Here is a 16226-nt window from a genome sequence, read left to right as displayed (position 1 = left end):
GTCGGGCCTCACATCCGGAAGACGCCGAAGTTCTCGGCGCCTTCGATCGGGGCGTTGGCAATGGCCGACAGGCACATTCCCACCACGGTTCGGGTGTCGCGCGGGTCGATCACGCCGTCGTCGTAGAGGCGACCGGACAGGAACATCGGCACGGATTCCGCCTCGATCTGGTTCTCGATCATGGCGCGCATGCCTGCGTCGGCCTCTTCGTCGAACGCCCGCCCGCGGGCCTCGGCGGAGGCGCGGCTGACGATGGAGATGACACCGGCCAGCTGCGCCCCGCCCATGACCGCGGATTTGGAACTGGGCCAGGCGAACAGGAATCGCGGGTCGAACGCGCGTCCGCACATGCCGTAGTGACCGGCGCCGTAGGACGCGCCGAGCAGGATCGAGATGTGCGGGACGGTGGAGTTGGAGACGGCGTTGATCATCATCGAACCGTGCTTGATCATCCCGCCCTCCTCGTACTCCCTGCCCACCATGTATCCGGTCGTGTTGTGCAGGAACAACAGTGGGGTGTGCGAGCGGTTGGCCAGCTGGATGAACTGGGTCGCCTTCTGCGATTCCTCGCTGAAGAGCACGCCGCGCGCGTTGGCGAGGATGCCCACCGGGTATCCGTGCAGCTCGGCCCAGCCCGTGACGAGTGACGATCCGTACATCGGCTTGAACTCGTCGAAATCGGAGCCGTCGACGATGCGGGCGATCACCTCGCGGGGATCGAACGGGATCTTGAGGTCGGCGGGGACGATGCCGAGCAGTTCCTCGGGGTCCGCGAGCGGTTCGATGACCTCGGCCCGGGGCGCGGGACCCTGCTTCTTCCAGTTCAGGCGCTTGACGATGCTGCGGCCGATCCGGATGGCGTCCTGCTCGTCGACCGCGAAGTAGTCGGCGAGGCCGGACTTGCGGGCATGCATCTCGGCGCCGCCGAGGGTTTCGTCGTCGGATTCCTCACCGGTGGCCATCTTCACGAGGGGCGGTCCGGCGAGGAACACCTTGGATCGTTCCTTGATCATGACGACGTGATCGGACATGCCGGGGATGTACGCGCCGCCCGCCGTCGAATTGCCGAAGACGAGGGCGATGGTCGGGATACCCGCGGCGGAGAGCTGGGTGAGGTCGCGGAACATGCGGCCACCGGGTATGAACACTTCCTTCTGAGTGGGAAGGTCCGCGCCGCCGGATTCCACGAGGGAGATGACGGGGAGCCGGTTCTGCCGGGCGATGTCGTTGGCGCGGAATCCCTTCCGCAACGTCCACGGATTGCTGGTGCCGCCGCGGACAGTCGGGTCGTTGGCGACGATCAGGCACTCGACGCCTTCCACCACACCGATGCCGACGACGGTGCTGGCGCCGACCGGGAAGTCGCTGCCCCACGCCGCGAGCGGGCACAGTTCGAGGAACGGCGAGTCGGGGTCGAGGAGCAGTTCGATTCGCTCCCGGGCGAGCAGCTTGCCGCGCTTCTTGTGCCGCTCGGTGTACTTCTCGCCGCCGCCCGCGAGCGCCTTGGCGTGCTCGGTGTCGATCTCGGCGAGCTTGTCCGTCATGGCCTTCGCCGCCGCGGCATACTCTTCGGAACTCGTGTCCAGCGTGGACTTCAACGTGGTCATGACTGATACCCCAATCGCTTGGCCGCGAGCCCCGTCAGGATCTCGGTGGTACCGCCACCGATCCCGAGGATGCGCATGTCGCGGTACTGCCGTTCCACTTCGCTCTCCCGCATGTAGCCGAGGCCGCCGAACAGCTGGACGGCCTGGTTGGCCACCCATTCGCCCGACTCGACGGCGGTGTTCTTCGCGAAGCAGACCTCCGCGATGAAGTCCTCGTTCGACACGAGCGAACGCTCCACCAGCGCTCTGGTGTAGACGCGGGCCACGTCGGTCTTGCGCGCCATCTCCGTGACCGTGTTCTGCACCGACTGCCTGCTGATCAGCGGACGGCCGAACGTCTCGCGGTCGCGCACCCACTGCAGCGTGAGGTCGAGGCACCGTTGCGCGCTCGAATAGGCCTGCGCGGCGAGGGCGATGCGCTCGGTGAGAAACGCCTGGGCGATCTGCGCGAACCCGCTGTTCTCCTCGCCGACAAGATTGGCGGCGGGCACCCGGGCGTCGACGAACGACAACTCGGCCGTGTCCGACGCACGCCAGCCCATCTTGTCGAGTTTGCGGGCCACCTCGAATCCCGATGTGCCCTTCTCGATCACGAGCAGGGAGACCCCGGACGCGCCGGGACCGCCGGTGCGGACTGCGGTGACCACGAAGTCGGCCCGGACAGCGGACGTGATGAACGTCTTGGACCCGTTGACGACGAAGTGGTCGCCGTCGCGGACCGCCGTGGTCCGCAGATGCCCGACGTCGGAACCGCCGCCGGGTTCGGTGATGGCGAGCGAGCCGATGAGCTCGCCGCGCAGGGTGGGGCGGACCCACTTCTCGATCTGCTCCGGGTCACCGGCCGCCGCGAGGTGCGGCAGCGCGATTCCCGACGTGAACAGGGAAGCGAACGCGCCACCCGATGCACCTGCCTGGTGGAATTCCTCGCAGATCAGCACCGCGTCGACGAGGTCTCCGCCCTCGCCCCCGACGGATTCGGGGAAGCCGGCGCCGAGCAGACCCAGCTCGGCGGCCTCCCGGTGCAGCGCGCGGGGCAGTTCGCCGTCGCGTTCCCACTCGTCCAGGTGCGGCAGTATCTGTCGTTCGACGAAGCTGCGCACCGTCTTGCGCAGTTCCTGCCGCTCGGGTGAATCCCACACGCTCACAACGTTGTCCCTTCGGGAAGGAGTGCTTCCGGTATGTCGACGTGCCGGGATCTCAGCCATTCGCCGAGACCCTTGGCCTGCGGGTCGAACCGGGCCTGGGACGCGACGCCCTGCCCGAGGATTCCCTCGATCACGAAGTTGACGGCGCGCAGTTTCGGCAGCACATATCTCGTGACGGTGAGGTCGGCGGCCTCCGGGAGAAGGCGCTTCACTTCGTCGACGGTCAGCGCGTGGGCCAGCCACCGCCACTGCTCGTCGGTGCGCACCCACACACCGACGTTCGCGTTGCCGCCCTTGTCACCGCTGCGCGCTCCGGCGATGGTCCCGAGCGCCACCCGCACTGTGGGTTCGGTGCCCCGCGGCTCCGGGAGCGCGGGCTCGGCGACGTCCTCGAGTTCCCGGACGTCGGTGGCGGGTTCGATGTCGACGCGCGTTCCGTCCGGCAGCACCGCGACGTGCGGCACCTCCTTGGCGTACACGTATCCCGGGGTGAACACGCCGTAGGGCTGACCCTGCCCGGGTGGCGCCGTCAGCGTGAAGCCGGGGTAGCTCGCCAGTGCCATTTCGACTGCGACGGAGGAGAATGCGCGCCCGACTGCGTTGGCGTCCGAATCCCGGACCACGCAGCGCAGCAGCGCGCTCGCGGCCTCCTCGGTGTCGGCGTCCGGGTGATCGGTGCGGGCGAGTGACCAGTCGAGTTCGGCCGGCCGGGTGGGAAGCCACCCCTCGAGCTGCCGCTTCACCAGGGCCGCCTTGGCCTCGATGTCGAGGCCGGTGAGGACGAACACGGCCTCGTTGCGGAAACCCGCGAGCGTGTTCAGCGACACCTTGAGCTGCGGCGGCGGCGCCTCGCCGACGACGCCACTGATGCGCACCCGGTCGGGGCCGTCCTGCGACAGTGCGGCGGAATCGATTCGCGCGGTCACGTCGGGACCGGCGTAGCGGCCACCGGTGATCTCGTACAGCAACTGCGCGGTGACGGTGCCGACGTTCACGGCGCCACCGGTCCCGGGGTGCTTGGTGATGACGGACGATCCGTCCGAGTCGATCTCGGCGATCGGGAATCCGGGACGGTCGAGGTCGCCGATCTCGGTGAAGAACGCGTAGTTGCCGCCCGTCGCCTGGGTGCCGCACTCGATGACGTGCCCGGCCACCACGGCGCCGGCGAGCTGGTCGAAAGCGTCTCGCCGCCAGCCGAAGTGTGCGGCCGCCGGGCCCACGATCACGGACGCGTCGGTGACACGCCCGGTGACGACGACGTCGGCGCCGGCGTTCAGGCAGTCGACGATGCCCCACGCGCCGAGGTAGGCGTTGGCGGTCAGCGGGCTGCCCAGCCCCAGTTCTGCGGCCCGGCCGATCAGGTCGTCGCCTTCGACGTGGGCGACCGTCGCCTGCAGCCCCAGCTTGTCGTTCACCTCCCGCAACGCGTCCGCGAGACCGGCCGGGTTGAGCCCGCCGGCGTTGGCGACGATGCGGACACCCTTGTCCAGGGCCAGCCCGAGGCAGTCCTCCGCCTGACGGAGGAACGTCTTCGCGTAGCCGCGGTTCGGGTCCTTCATGCGGTCGCGGCCGAGGATCAGCATGGTGAGTTCGGCGAGGTAGTCGCCGGTCAGATAGTCGAGTTCGCCGCCCTCGAGCATCTCGCGCATCGCCGACAGCCGGTCGCCGTAGAAGCCGGAGCAGTTGCCGATCCGCACGGTCATCGGGTTCCCGCCTCACGGCCGCCGCCCGCGGGGCCGGCGAAGGCCTGAGCGATGTTCAGCCACGCGTCCGCATCCGCGCCGGTAGCCTCGAGGGCGAGATCGGCTCGGTTCGCGCGCTGGGTGACGAGGAGGCAGAAGTCCTCGGCGGGTCCGGCGACCTTCTGCGCGGCGTCCTCGGGGCCCCACGTCCAGAGGGACACTCCGTCGGGGGCGCTCAGTTCGACGCGGAACTCCTCCGCGGGTGGGGCGAGTTCGTTGACGGCGTAGGCGAAGTCGCGGGTGCGGACACCGAGGTGGGCGATGCTCTTCAACCGCTCGGTGGGTGTGCGCGGCACCGAGAGCGCGTCGGCGACGTCCTGGCCGTGCGCCCACGTCTCCATCAATCGGGCGGTGGCCATCGAGGCCGCCTTCATCGGCGGGCCGTACCAGAGGATCTTCTGTCCCGGCGGCACCGCCAGGAGGGCCTCCGCGAGTCGAGCCCGGGCCGAGCGCCAGGCGGCGAGCAGTTCCGTCGGTTCCCTGCGGGCGTGCTCCTCGGCGCCGGCGTCGACGAAGCCGGCGGGGTTCGAGGCGGCCACCGTCAGTTGCTCGGTGAAGCCGTCGGGGTCGGTGATCGCCAGGAGGGCGGCCTCGTCGGTCCACAGCAGATGTCCGATCTGGTGGGCGATGGTCCAGCCCTCGGCCGGTGTCGGATCGGCCCAGCGGGAGTCGGGGAGGTCGGCGACCAGGGCATCCAGCGAATCGCTCTCGGCGCACAAGTCATCGATGAACCTCTGCAGTTCAGCCATGCGACCAGCATCACACCGACCCAATAAAAAAGCAAGCACGATTGATTGTTATTTGCCTGCGGATCGTCCGGCGAGCTGCCACGCTGGTCAGGTGATACGACAGTTGCTCACCCGTGCCGCGCTCAACCCACTGCCCTCCCCGCGCGCAGTGGCCGCCCGAGTCGTACCGGGAACCGGCCACCGCATCGCCGGGAAGCGGATCCTCGTCACCGGCGGTTCCTCGGGGGTCGGTGAAGCGGCCGCACGCCGGCTCGCCGACCTCGGCGCGGAGGTCGTCCTCGTGGCCCGCGGCTCCGACGCCCTCGAGTCCGTGCGCGACGACATCCTGCGGTCCGGTTGCGACGCGCACGCCGTACCCTGCGACCTCACGGACCCGGAGTCCGTCGACGCCCTCGTCGCGCAGGTGCTCGGGGAGATCGGCCCCGTCGACGTTCTCGTCAACAACGCCGGACGGTCGATCCGGCGGACGGTCGAGGACTCGCTGGACCGCTTCCACGACTTCGAACGCACCATGGCCGTCAACTACTTCGGCTCGACGCGACTGACCCTCGCGTTGCTCCCGTCGATGATCGAGCGTCGCAAGGGCCACATCATCAACGTCGCGACGTGGGGCGTGCCCGCCGGCGTCATGCCCAAGTTCTCCGCCTACCACGCGTCCAAGGCGGCCGTCGGCGCGTTCGGCCGAAGCCTCGGCGCCGAAGTGCGCGACCGCGGAATCTCCGTGACCACCCTGGACTTTCCCTTGGTCCGGACGCCGATGATCGCGCCCACCACGGACTACGACGCGATGGCGGCCCTGACGCCCGAGCAGGCGGCGGAATGGTTCGTGACCGCCGTGCGTACCCGCCCGATCGAACTGCTCCCCAGTTACGCCGAACTGTTCCGGGTGCTCGGCACGTTCGCGCCGTCCGCCACCGACGCACTGGTACGGCGCACCGGCATCTGAGCGCAATGACAGACTGGGACGGTCTCGAATCCGCGCTCACACCCAAGGGAGTCGTCCATGACCGACGCCGTGCTCACCACCCGCGAAGGCGACATCGTCACCTGGACGCTCAACCGTCCGGAGGCGCGCAACCCGATCTCCGAGCCGGACGTGATCGAGGCGCTCGAGAATGCGGTGGCCCAGGTCAACGGTGATCCCAGTGTGCGCGTCGCGATCGTCACGGGTGCGGGTTCGGCGTTCTCCTCCGGCGGCAACGTCAAGCACATGCGCGACCGCGCCGGAATGTTCGGCGGCTCCCCCGCCGACCTGCGGCAGGGTTACCGGCACGGCATCCAGCGCATCCCGCTCGCCCTCTACCACTGCGAGGTGCCGACCATCGCCGCCGTCAACGGACCCGCGATCGGCGCCGGATGCGACCTGTCGCTGATGTGCGACATGCGGATCGCGTCCACGGCCGCCGTGTTCGCGGAGAGCTTCGTCAAGGTCGGACTCGTCCCCGGCGACGGCGGCGCCTGGTTCCTGCCGCAGGCCGTCGGGATGGCGCGGGCCAGCGAGATGGCGTTCACCGGCGACGCGATCGACGCCGCGAAAGCCCTGGAGTGGGGACTCGTCTCGCAGATCACCGAACCCGAGGAACTCCTCGGCGCGGCACGGGCCCTCGCCGACCGGGTGGCGGTCAACCCGCCGCAGGTGCTGCGGATGACCAAGAAGCTGCTCCGCGAAGGCCGTCACCAGAGCCTCGAGAGCCTCCTCGAACTGTCGGCCGCCATGCAGTCGCTCGCCCATCACACCGCGGACCATCACGAGGCGGTCGGTGCGATGCTCGATCGCCGCAGCCCGAACTTCACCGGCCAGTGAACCCGGGCATCGCACACCGGTGACAGCGGAGCCGCGCAGTCAGCTTCTTCCCGTCGTCTCGGTCCTCGGATCGGTGCTGTCCGTCCAGTTCGGCGCCGCCTTCGCGAGCACCCTGTTCGAGGAGGTGGGCGCCAGTGGCGCGGTGTCGCTGCGACTGACGATCGCGGCGATCATCCTCGGGGTGATCGTGCGGCCGCGGTGGCGACGGTGGACACGAACGCAGCGCGAGGGCATCCTCGCACTCGGAGTGGCGCTCGCCGTGATGAATTCGGCGTTCTACGAGGCCCTCGCGCGGCTGCCCCTCGGCACCGCCGTCACCATCGAATTCCTGGGTCCGCTCACCCTCGCCGCCGTGCTGTCGCGAAGACTGCGGGACGGTGTGTGGGTACTGGCGGCGCTGACCGGCGTGGTCATGCTCGGCCTGCGCGAGAACTCGGGCACCGCGTCCCTCGACCTCGTGGGGGTGTGTTTCGCGCTCACCGCAGGTGCGGCATGGGCCGGTTACATCGTCGCCGGCTCGAACCTCGCGGCCACGGTTCCCAGCGCGGACGGCCTCGCCGGGGCGAGCATCGTCGCGGCGGCCCTGACGCTTCCGCTCGGCGCGGTGTCCGGCGGCACCGCACTGTTCGACCCCCGAATCCTTGCCGTCGGTGCGGCGGTGGCCCTGCTGTCCTCGGTGATTCCGTACTCGCTCGAGCTACGGGCGCTGCAGGTGATGAGCAAGAAGGTGTTCGCCGTGCTCATCGCGCTGGAACCGGCGGCCGCGACCCTTGCCGGGGTGATCGTGCTCGGGCAGGTCCTCGGACTGCAGTCGCTGGCCGCGATCGCGCTCGTCGTCGCGGCCGGAGTCGGCTCCGTCCTGAGCAACCGGTAGCGGCACGGCCGGTGGGCCGGGCTGGCAGGATCGACGCGTGAGCACCGCCAACCTGACCCGAGCCGAAACCGCCGAACGTTCCCGTGTGATCGACGTTCTCGGCTATCGGGTGGAACTGGACGTACTCGGCGCCGTCGACCCGGAGGTCGCGACGTTCGCGACCACCACGACCGTCGAGTTCACCGCCCGCACGTCCACGACCTGGCTCGACTTCCTCGGCGCCGATGTGGAGTCGGTGACGGTCAACGGCGACGACGTCCCCGTCGACTACGACGGCGCCCGCATCGCGTTGACCGGGCTGCGTGAATCCAACGTCGTGATCGTCGCCGCCCGGGGCGAGTACAGCCGTTCCGGCGAGGGTCTGCACCGGTTCCTCGACCCGGCGGACGGGCAGACGTACCTCTACACGCAGTACGAACCGGCGGACGCGCGGCGGGTGTTCGCGTGCTTCGAACAGCCGGACCTGAAGGCGCCGTTCACGTTCGTCGTCACCGCGCCGCGGCAGTGGGAGGTGGTCTCCAACCAGCAGATCGCCGAACGGGAAGACACCACCGGCGGCCAGGTGGTCACGTTCGCGCCGACACTGCCGATCTCCACCTACATCACCGCGGTCGTGGCCGGGCCCTACCACCGGGCCGACTCGGAGTGGTGCGGCGGCGACCTCACGATCCCGCTGGGCGTCCTCTGCCGGGCCTCGCTCGCGCAATACCTCGACGCCGACACGATCTTCGAGATCACCCGGCAGGGGCTGGGATTCTTCACGGACGGTTTCGACTACCCCTACCCGTTCGGCAAGTACGACCAGGTGTTCGTCCCCGAGTACAACCTCGGCGCCATGGAGAACCCCGGCTGCGTGACGTTCACCGAGGCGTACGTGTTCCGCGGCGCCGCCACCGACTCCCAGTACGAGGGCCGGGCGAACACGATCCTGCACGAGATGGCCCACATGTGGTTCGGCGACCTCGTCACGATGGTGTGGTGGGACGACCTGTGGCTCAAGGAATCGTTCGCCGACTACATGGGCGCACTGGCCAACGCGGAGGCCACCCGGTGGACCGACGCCTGGGTGGCGTTCGCCAACCGCCGCAAGGCGTGGGCGTACCTGCAGGACCAGTTGCCGACGACGCATCCGATCGTCGCGGACATCGTCGACCTCGAGGCCGCGAAACTGAACTTCGACGGCATCACGTACGCGAAGGGCGCCAGCGTCCTCAAGCAACTCGTCGCGTACGCCGGGCGTGACGCGTTCTTCGAGGGGGCGCGCCGCTACTTCCGCGCCCACGCCTTCGGAAACACCACCCTGAAGGATCTGCTGACGGAACTGTCGGCCACGTCGGGCCGGGACCTGACGAGCTGGGCGCGCGCCTGGTTGCAGACCACCGGCGTGTCCGCACTGAGCCTGCAGCGGGACGCCGACGGGCGTGCCGCGATCGTGCAGACCGATCCGCGTCCGCACCGGCTCGGCGTCGGGCGCTACGACTTCGACGGGACCGGCGACCTCGTGTGCGTGCAGCGGGTCGAGGTCGACCTCGCCGACGCCCGCACCCCGATCGATCTCGCCGACGCGCCGCTCGTGTTGCTCAACGACGCCGACCTGACGTACGCGAAGGTGCGGCTGGACGACCGATCGCTGACCACCGTCGAGACCTCGCTCGACCGGCTGCGGGACCCGCTGGCGCGGGGCCTGATCTGGTCGTCGCTGTGGAATGCGACCCGCGACAGCGATCTGGGCGCCATGCGCTATCTGTCGATGGCCCGGAGGTTCTCACCGGCGGAGTCACACCTGACCCTCCTCACCTCCGTGCTGGCCAACGCCCCGTACGCGATCGAGCACTTCCTCCCCGAGCCCTCGCGCGACACCGCTCGCCTCGACTGGCTCGAGCACACCTGGCGTGCGTTGTGGAACGCCCCGCCGGCTTCGGGAAGCCAACTCGCCTGGGCACGTGCGGTTGCCGGCGCCGCTGCGATGGACGGCAGTCGCGCGGCCGACATCCGGTCGATCCTCGAGGCCGGCGGGCCGGTGCCGACCGGGCTGGCGCTCGACCCGGATCTGCGCTGGGGGTTCTGGGGCGCGCTCGCCGCCACCGGACACGCCGACGACGCCGACCTCGACGGTGAGCTGCGCCGCGACGACACCGGTTCCGGCCGCACCGCGTACCTGCGAGCGAAGTTCTCGCGACCGGACCCGGACGTGAAGGCGAAGGCCTGGGAATCGATCTTCCACGACCGCACCCTGTCCAACGAACATCTCGGCGCGGTCATCGCCGGGTTCCGCGCAGGCGCCCGGCACGACCTCGTCGAGGGGTACGCCGCCGGCTACTTCGCCTCGATCCGCCCGGTGTGGGAGGAGCGCAGTATCGAAATCGCGCGGCGGATCGTGGTCGGGCTGTTCCCGTCCGAGACGACACTCGACGCGGCGGACGGATGGCTCGCCACCAACGCCGACGCGCCCGCCGCGCTACGACGGCTGGTGCTCGAGCAACGGGATCATCTCGCCCGGGATCTGCGAGCGCAGGCGTTCAACAGCCGTTCGGACGTCACCGGCTGACCGGCCGGGCACCGGTCGACGTGCGGGCCGTCCACCGTTCCAGGACGCCCCGCCACAGGCCGGACCTACTGTCGCCCGCCCAGGCGATGTAGCCGTCGGGGCGTACGAGCAGTGCGGGTCCGCCGTCGGTCCGGGGCACCGCGTGGACATCGCCGGGGACAGGAGCCCCGGGCTCGGTGACCAGGACGAAACCGCCCGAGCGCATCACCTCGTACAGCCGCCCGGCGTCGGTGGGCAGGTCTTCGGCGCGTCGGCCGACCAGGGTGCTCTCGCCGGCGTCGTGGCCGTACCCGATTCCGATGCCCGAGAACATCCGGGCGACCGCGTCGCCGATCGGCGGGAAGGAGAGAAGCGCCGCCACTGCCCCGTTCCGGAGCTTCCGCAGGATCCACGGCCGGATGATCATCATGCGCATCGTGGCACCGCTCGACCGCAGAACCAGCCGGCCGACCGGGTGCCGCTCGGCGTGGTAGGTGGCGAGCACCGCGTCGTCCGCGCCGTCCAGGACGGCCGCGAGTTTCCAGCCGAGATTGACGGCGTCCTGGATGCCGGTGTTCATGCCCTGCCCACCTGCGGGCGAATGCACGTGGGCTGCATCACCGGCGAGAAACACCCGGCCCGTCCGATACTGCGGGACCTGCCGTTCGTCGCTGTGGAATCGCGACTGCCAGCGCACGTCGCCGAGACCGTAGTCCGTGCCCATCGCGACTTCGATGGTGCTGCGCAGTTCCTCCCGGTCCACGGGCGCGGTGTCGTCCACCTGATGGCGCCGGTTCCAGGCGATCACCCGAAACAGGTTGTCGCCGTACGGCGCGATGAACGCGAATCCGTCTCGGACGGCATTGACGGTCACGAGATTGTCCGGTGGGTTCTCGAGTTCGACGTCGGCGAGCATGATCGACCGCAGCACGGCCTTGCCGGGGAACGGTTGCCCGATCATCGTCCGGACCGCGCTGTGCGCGCCGTCCGCACCGACCGCATATGTCGCGTGGAACGTACTCTCGCGTCCTGAAACGTCGCGGCCGTGAACGCGGACGCCGTTTCCGTCCTGCTCCACCCCGGTCACGGTGAACCCACGGATGATGTCGGCGCCGCAGTCCCGAGCGTGCTCCTCCAGAAGGGCGTCGACGTTCCGTTGCGGGGTGACGAGGACGAACGGGAACCGGGACCGCAGACGCCCGAGATTCAGCGCCGCACCGCGCCACAACTTCAGACCGGGTGAGGCGGCGCCGGTGGCCACGAGGCGGTCGGCGAGGCCGCGGGCGTCGAGCAGTTCGAGGGTGCGGGCGTGGACGCCGAATGCGCGACTGAGGGTGGACGGCGCGGCGCGCTTGTCCAGCACCGTCACCGATCGGCCCGCCGTCGCCAACTCGCCCGCGAGCATGCATCCCGTGGGTCCCGCGCCGATCACCACCACGTCGATGTGCTTCATGACGCTGCCTCCGATCGAAAGATGGTCCATCAAGTCAACATCTGTTGACTTCCACGGTAGGCGCATCCCCACGCCAGGTCAACAGCTGTTGACTTACACTTGTGGAATGCCCGAACGTCGCGCCCGCTCCGCCGTCGCCACCCGCGCCGCGATACTCGACGCCGCCCGCGCCCGGTTCGGCACCGACGGCTACGAACGCACGACGATGCGCGCCGTCGCGTCGGATGTGGGCGTCGACCCCGCACTGGTGGTCCGGTACTTCAGCACCAAGGAATCGCTGTTCGCCGAGGCCGCCGAATTCGATCTGCACCTGCCCGACCTCCACAACATTCCCGTCGAGGACCTCGCGAGCGTGCTGATGCCGCGCTTCTTCGCGGTGTGGGAGAACGACGGTGCGTTCCTCCCCCTCCTCCGCGCGGCGGCGACCAGCCCGCGGGCCGCCGAGGCGATGTTGCAGGTCTTCGCCCGCCAGGTGGCGCCCGCGCTCGCCGTGGTCGCGGCGGATCGCGCGGACGAACGTGCGGCCCTCGTCGGGTCGCAGGTCCTCGGACTCGCCTTCTCCCGCTACATACTCCGGGTCCCGCCCGTGGCGGACATGACACACGAACAGCTGATGCGCTGGGTCGGGCCCGTGCTCGAGTACTACCTCACGACAGAACCGCGGTAGCCCTACCGGTGATGCCTGCCGCCGTTCAGCATCCAGCGGGCATCGAGCTCGCTCGTGCTGCGGCGGTGCCGCCTGATGGTGAACGACGTGATCGGCAACCGCTCGACGACACTCGCCTCGGCACGCGGATCGCCCGCGATCCCCTGTTCCAGAACCGAATACGCGGTGTGGTTGACCGAATGCACGGCCAGCCGGAGGGCGTCGAGCGCCGTCGGTCGCGGCCCGAACGCGGCGAGCGTGTGACCACCGTCCACCGCGGTTTCGACCACCGCGTAGAAATGCCAGTCTGCACCCGAATCGCCGGTCATGATGCGCCTCACTCGATCTACTTCTGTGAGCTGTGCCATCACGGTATCGCGAGGGTACGACACGTTTTCGAAGCCGCGCCGCTCAGGCGACGTACCGGCGGCCGATCCCGAAGAGCTCCTGGGGCGCATCGATTCCCTTGAGCCGGTGACTGCCCGCCGGTTCGCCCCAGAACTCGTCGGTGTCGAGTTCGTCGTAGAACTCACCGGTTACGACCACCTCGTGGGACGGTGCGACCGCGACGACGCGACTGGCCATGTTGACGGGCCTGCCGAACCAGTCGCCCGCACTGGGCACCGCCGTGCCCCAGGCGATCCCGGCCCGCAACGGCGGAAGCCCCTCGGTGCGCGCGGCCTGCACGAGGTCGAGCGCGGAGTACGCCAGCGCGTTGGGATCGGGCGAGACCAACATGACGGCGTCCCCGATCGTCTTCACCAGACGCACCGGCGCGAGCGCCAGATCGGTGGCCAGCCCGTCGAGCCGCTCGGCCACCCGCCCCAGATCGGCGGGCGCCACCTGCTCACCGAGCAGCGTGAATCCGACGAGGTCGGCGAAACAGACGCCGATCTCCTGCGCACCGCGAACCTGCATGTTCGAGTCCCTGGCGATGCCCACCGCATCGGACCGCAACTGGTGGCGCAGAGTGGTGGCGATGAGGTGAGCCAGGATCTGCGCCTCGAAATCCGCGATGCGACGCACCTCCACCGCGTACCGCAGGGCCACCTCGGGGTGATCGCGCGTCGCCTCGAGTCGCTCCTGCAGGAGCGCGTCCGCGGCGTCGGCGACCGTCCAGAGGTTGCGGCCGAGGACCCGCGCGGCCGCGAAGATTCCGCTCTCGTCGAGCCCCAGGTCCCGGTACTGCTTGAGTCCGCGCGCGAGGTCGAGGTCGCCGTCGTCGTAGAACGTCCCGTCCTCCGACGCACCCCGGCCGATCGCCCGGAACCACCGCCGGGTGTCCTCCACGGTGACGCCGGTCTTCCGGGAGATCTCGTCGATGCCGTACCGGCCCTTCGGCGCCAGCGCGTGCTCGAGCAGCAGGTGCGCGAGGCGATTGTCCCGCGACGCGACGCGGAGTTCGTCGATCGACACCCCGTCCTCGATCAGGGTGTTCAGCACCCCCATGCGCGCAGAGCGATCCGATCCGCTGAGTCCGTCGAGGAGGCCGGCGGCCTCGAACTCGTGGAGTTGCGTGGGTGCCGGACCCGGGCGGCGGAGCGGGCGAGGCGGCGGGGACACCAGGCGACCCGTTCGGGGCGTGATCCGTCGGGGCTGTCGCGGGATGCGCACGTCCTCATCGTCCCAGGAACGACGTCGCCCATCGCCGTAATCCTGCGAACTCGCCTTCCCCCGTTGCCATGACCGAACTATATTCGGTATGTGCCGATTCAAAGTCTGTTGCTGGACGCGGCGGAGGGACATTTCGCCCGCCGCGGCGTCCTCGCGACTCGGCTCGCCGACATCCGGCACGAGGCCGGTGTCAGTGTGGGAGCCGTCTACCACCACTTCCCGAACAAGGAAGTGCTGTATCTCCAGGTCTGGTTACGCGCGCTCGCCGACTATCAGGACGGATTCCGGGCCGCGCTCTCGGAATGCGCCGACGCCCGGTCCGGGGTGGAAGGCGCCGTGGTCCGCCACCTGCAGTGGGTGTCCGGCAACCCGCAGCGGGCCACCATCCTCGCCGCGCCCCGGCCCCCGGGCGTCGACGAGCGGGCCGATTCCACCAACGCGGCGTTCTTCCGCGACGTCACCCACTGGTGGCGGGTCCACGAACACTACGGAACGGTCCGCCGGTTCGACTTCGACGTGCTCTACGCGTTGTGGCTGGGCCCGGCTCAGGAGTACTCCCGCCAGTGGCTCGCGGGCGCCATGACCACCGACCCCACCGCGGTGGCGCCCGAACTGGCGCGCGCCGCGTGGAACTCGCTACGGAACCAGGAGTAGAGGCATGACAGTGGACGTCGCCCTCACCGCCGACACCGCGCAGGCCGTGCTGGCGGCCCAGCCGTTCAGCATGCTCGTCGGCGCCCGCATGACGCAGTTCGGGGAGGGCGGCGCCACCCTCGAGATCCCCGTCCGGGACGAACTCCGGCAACAGAACGGCTTCGTGCACGGCGGCGTCCTGTCGTACGCCGCCGACAACGCTCTGACGTTCGCCGCAGGCACCGTGCTCGGCGCGAACATCATGACCGCGGGCTTCACGATCACCTACCTCCGCCCCGCACAGGGCGTGCTGCTGCGGGCGGACGCCCGAGCCGACGCCTCGACCCGGCGCCAGGCGTTGTGCCGGTGCGACATCTACGCGGTGCAGGACGACGGCTCGGAGGTACTGTGCGCCGCCGCCCAGGGCACGGCGACGGTCAAGCAGCCGCGGTAGTCGCGGCCGCACGGGATGGAACGATGGGACCATGGCTCACTCCGTCGATCGCGCATCCGTGGACAGGGCGCGTGAGCGCATCACCGGCCTGATCCGCAGGACACCCACGTTCCGTGCCACCGTCCCCACCCTGCACGGCCCGGTACCGGTGATCTTCAAACTCGAGTTCCTGCAGTACGGTGGCTCGTTCAAGGTGCGGGGCAGCCTCAACGCGCTGCTCCACGCCGAGGAGGACGGGCGGCTCGACGATGCGGGCGTCGTCATCGCGTCCGGCGGGAACGCCGCCATCGGAGCGGCCTGGGCGTCGCGGCTGCGGGGCGTGAAGTGCACGGTGGTCGTCCCCGTCACGGCACCCGACGTCAAGATCGACAAGCTGATCGCGCTCGGCGCAGACGTGCGCAAGGTCGGTGCTCGATACGCCGAGGCGGCCGAGTACGCGGACGAACTCGCGACGTCCTCGAACGCCCTCGCCCTGCACGCCTACGATCTCCCCGACATCGTCGCCGGGGCGGGCACCATCGCACTCGAGATCCAGGACGACGTCGCCGAGCCGCTGTCCTACGTGATTGCCGTCGGCGGCGGCGGACTGCTCTCCGGTGTCGTCGCAGGCAGCGGCGAGGACGACAGCATCTACGGCGTGGAACCGAGCGGAGCGGCGACGCTGCACTCCGCGGTCGCCGCCCGGCAGCCCGTGGACATCGACATCGACAGCATCGCCGGCGATTCCCTCGGCGCCACCAAGATCGGTTCCATCGCCTGGGACACCGTCCGGTCGCGGCCCGTGTCCAGCCTGATCGTCGACGACGACGCCCTCATCGACGCGCGAACGCTGCTGTGGGAGGAGTTCCGGATCGTCGTCGAGCACGGCACTGCCGCGGCGCTCGCCGCGATCGTCACCGGACAGCTCGCCCCCGCCGACGACAAGCCGCTCTGTGTGGTGCTCTGCGGCGCCAACACGTCGATGACCAGCTACTGATC

15 protein-coding genes are annotated in these 16226 nt (G+C 69.6%); 8 read left to right on the top strand and 7 right to left on the bottom strand.

Features of this window, described 5'->3' with window-relative positions; all coding sequences use genetic code 11:
* Nucleotides 1-8: 8 nt before the first annotated feature.
* From QM806_RS08370 to QM806_RS08355, 4 genes are read right to left on the bottom strand one after another with little or no spacing between them, the layout of a single operon-like run.
* A complete protein-coding gene (locus QM806_RS08370; RefSeq protein ID WP_169692690.1) occupies nucleotides 9-1607 on the bottom strand; it encodes an acyl-CoA carboxylase subunit beta in 1599 nt (532 codons plus the stop codon).
* Nucleotides 1604-2752: an acyl-CoA dehydrogenase family protein gene (locus QM806_RS08365; RefSeq protein WP_005572741.1), complete on the bottom strand. Its 1149-nt coding sequence runs from the start codon at nucleotides 2750-2752 to the stop codon at nucleotides 1604-1606. Before QM806_RS08365 ends, QM806_RS08370 begins: the two co-directional genes overlap by 4 nt.
* Nucleotides 2749-4455 (bottom strand): acyclic terpene utilization AtuA family protein, encoded by a 1707-nt coding sequence (locus QM806_RS08360; protein ID WP_054245448.1) that lies wholly within the window; start codon nucleotides 4453-4455, stop codon nucleotides 2749-2751. The genes QM806_RS08365 and QM806_RS08360 overlap by 4 nt, the downstream gene beginning before the upstream one ends.
* On the bottom strand, nucleotides 4452-5243 hold the full coding sequence (locus tag QM806_RS08355; RefSeq protein WP_169692689.1) for a TIGR03084 family metal-binding protein: 792 nt from the start codon (nucleotides 5241-5243) through the stop codon (nucleotides 4452-4454). The genes QM806_RS08360 and QM806_RS08355 overlap by 4 nt, the downstream gene beginning before the upstream one ends.
* On the opposite strand from QM806_RS08355, the gene QM806_RS08350 reads away from it, so the two are divergent.
* Genes QM806_RS08350 through pepN form a run of 4 tightly spaced genes read left to right on the top strand, consistent with a single transcriptional unit; the run spans nucleotide 5221 to nucleotide 10469 of the window.
* Entirely contained in the window at nucleotides 5221-6189 is a 969-nt protein-coding gene (locus QM806_RS08350; RefSeq protein ID WP_257237437.1) for an SDR family oxidoreductase, read from the top strand. The two genes, QM806_RS08355 and QM806_RS08350, sit on opposite strands and share 23 nt — an antisense overlap.
* 57 nt (nucleotides 6190-6246) lie before the next feature.
* Complete coding sequence (locus QM806_RS08345; RefSeq protein WP_005258164.1) at nucleotides 6247-7047, top strand: crotonase/enoyl-CoA hydratase family protein; 801 nt, start codon at nucleotides 6247-6249, stop codon at nucleotides 7045-7047.
* Between the two features lie 19 nt (nucleotides 7048-7066).
* Nucleotides 7067-7921 (top strand): EamA family transporter, encoded by an 855-nt coding sequence (locus QM806_RS08340; protein WP_005574408.1) that lies wholly within the window; start codon nucleotides 7067-7069, stop codon nucleotides 7919-7921.
* Between the two features lie 37 nt (nucleotides 7922-7958).
* The gene (pepN, locus tag QM806_RS08335; protein ID WP_005574406.1) at nucleotides 7959-10469 is read left to right on the top strand and encodes an aminopeptidase N; all 2511 of its coding nucleotides are present in this window, start codon (nucleotides 7959-7961) and stop codon (nucleotides 10467-10469) included.
* Here pepN and QM806_RS08330 read toward each other — a convergent pair.
* The gene (locus QM806_RS08330; RefSeq protein ID WP_005574404.1) at nucleotides 10459-11931 is read right to left on the bottom strand and encodes an FAD-dependent oxidoreductase; all 1473 of its coding nucleotides are present in this window, start codon (nucleotides 11929-11931) and stop codon (nucleotides 10459-10461) included. The two genes, pepN and QM806_RS08330, sit on opposite strands and share 11 nt — an antisense overlap.
* A 76-nt stretch (nucleotides 11932-12007) precedes the next feature.
* Here QM806_RS08330 and QM806_RS08325 point away from each other — a divergent pair, with 76 nt between their 5' ends.
* Nucleotides 12008-12568, top strand: a complete 561-nt coding sequence (locus QM806_RS08325; RefSeq protein WP_005258188.1) for a TetR/AcrR family transcriptional regulator — start codon at nucleotides 12008-12010, stop codon at nucleotides 12566-12568.
* Nucleotides 12569-12570: 2 nt separating this feature from the next.
* On the opposite strand, the gene QM806_RS08320 is transcribed toward QM806_RS08325, so the two are convergent.
* Together QM806_RS08320 and QM806_RS08315 are read right to left on the bottom strand one after the other, a co-directional pair.
* On the bottom strand, nucleotides 12571-12876 hold the full coding sequence (locus QM806_RS08320) for a hypothetical protein (RefSeq protein WP_005258203.1): 306 nt from the start codon (nucleotides 12874-12876) through the stop codon (nucleotides 12571-12573).
* A gap of 82 nt (nucleotides 12877-12958) precedes the next feature.
* Nucleotides 12959-14161, bottom strand: coding sequence for an adenylate/guanylate cyclase domain-containing protein (locus tag QM806_RS08315; protein ID WP_043793831.1), 1203 nt, complete (start codon nucleotides 14159-14161; stop codon nucleotides 12959-12961).
* A 90-nt stretch (nucleotides 14162-14251) separates the two neighbouring features.
* Between QM806_RS08315 and QM806_RS08310 the strand changes: the two genes are divergently transcribed.
* From QM806_RS08310 to QM806_RS08300, 3 genes are read left to right on the top strand one after another with little or no spacing between them, the layout of a single operon-like run.
* Nucleotides 14252-14815: a TetR/AcrR family transcriptional regulator gene (locus QM806_RS08310; RefSeq protein ID WP_005258206.1), complete on the top strand. Its 564-nt coding sequence runs from the start codon at nucleotides 14252-14254 to the stop codon at nucleotides 14813-14815.
* Between the two features lie 4 nt (nucleotides 14816-14819).
* Nucleotides 14820-15248, top strand: a complete 429-nt coding sequence (locus QM806_RS08305) for a PaaI family thioesterase (RefSeq protein WP_005258207.1) — start codon at nucleotides 14820-14822, stop codon at nucleotides 15246-15248.
* A 31-nt stretch (nucleotides 15249-15279) separates the two neighbouring features.
* The gene (locus tag QM806_RS08300; RefSeq protein WP_169692688.1) at nucleotides 15280-16224 is read left to right on the top strand and encodes a serine/threonine dehydratase; all 945 of its coding nucleotides are present in this window, start codon (nucleotides 15280-15282) and stop codon (nucleotides 16222-16224) included.
* The last annotated feature ends 2 nt before the right edge of the window (nucleotides 16225-16226 follow it).

It is taken from the genome of Rhodococcus sp. IEGM 1351, from assembly GCF_030056875.1.
Lineage (GTDB): Bacteria > Actinomycetota > Actinomycetes > Mycobacteriales > Mycobacteriaceae > Rhodococcus_F > Rhodococcus_F opacus.
The sequence above is the reverse complement of the archived record's forward strand: the minus strand, read 5'-3'. Positions and strand labels throughout refer to the sequence as shown.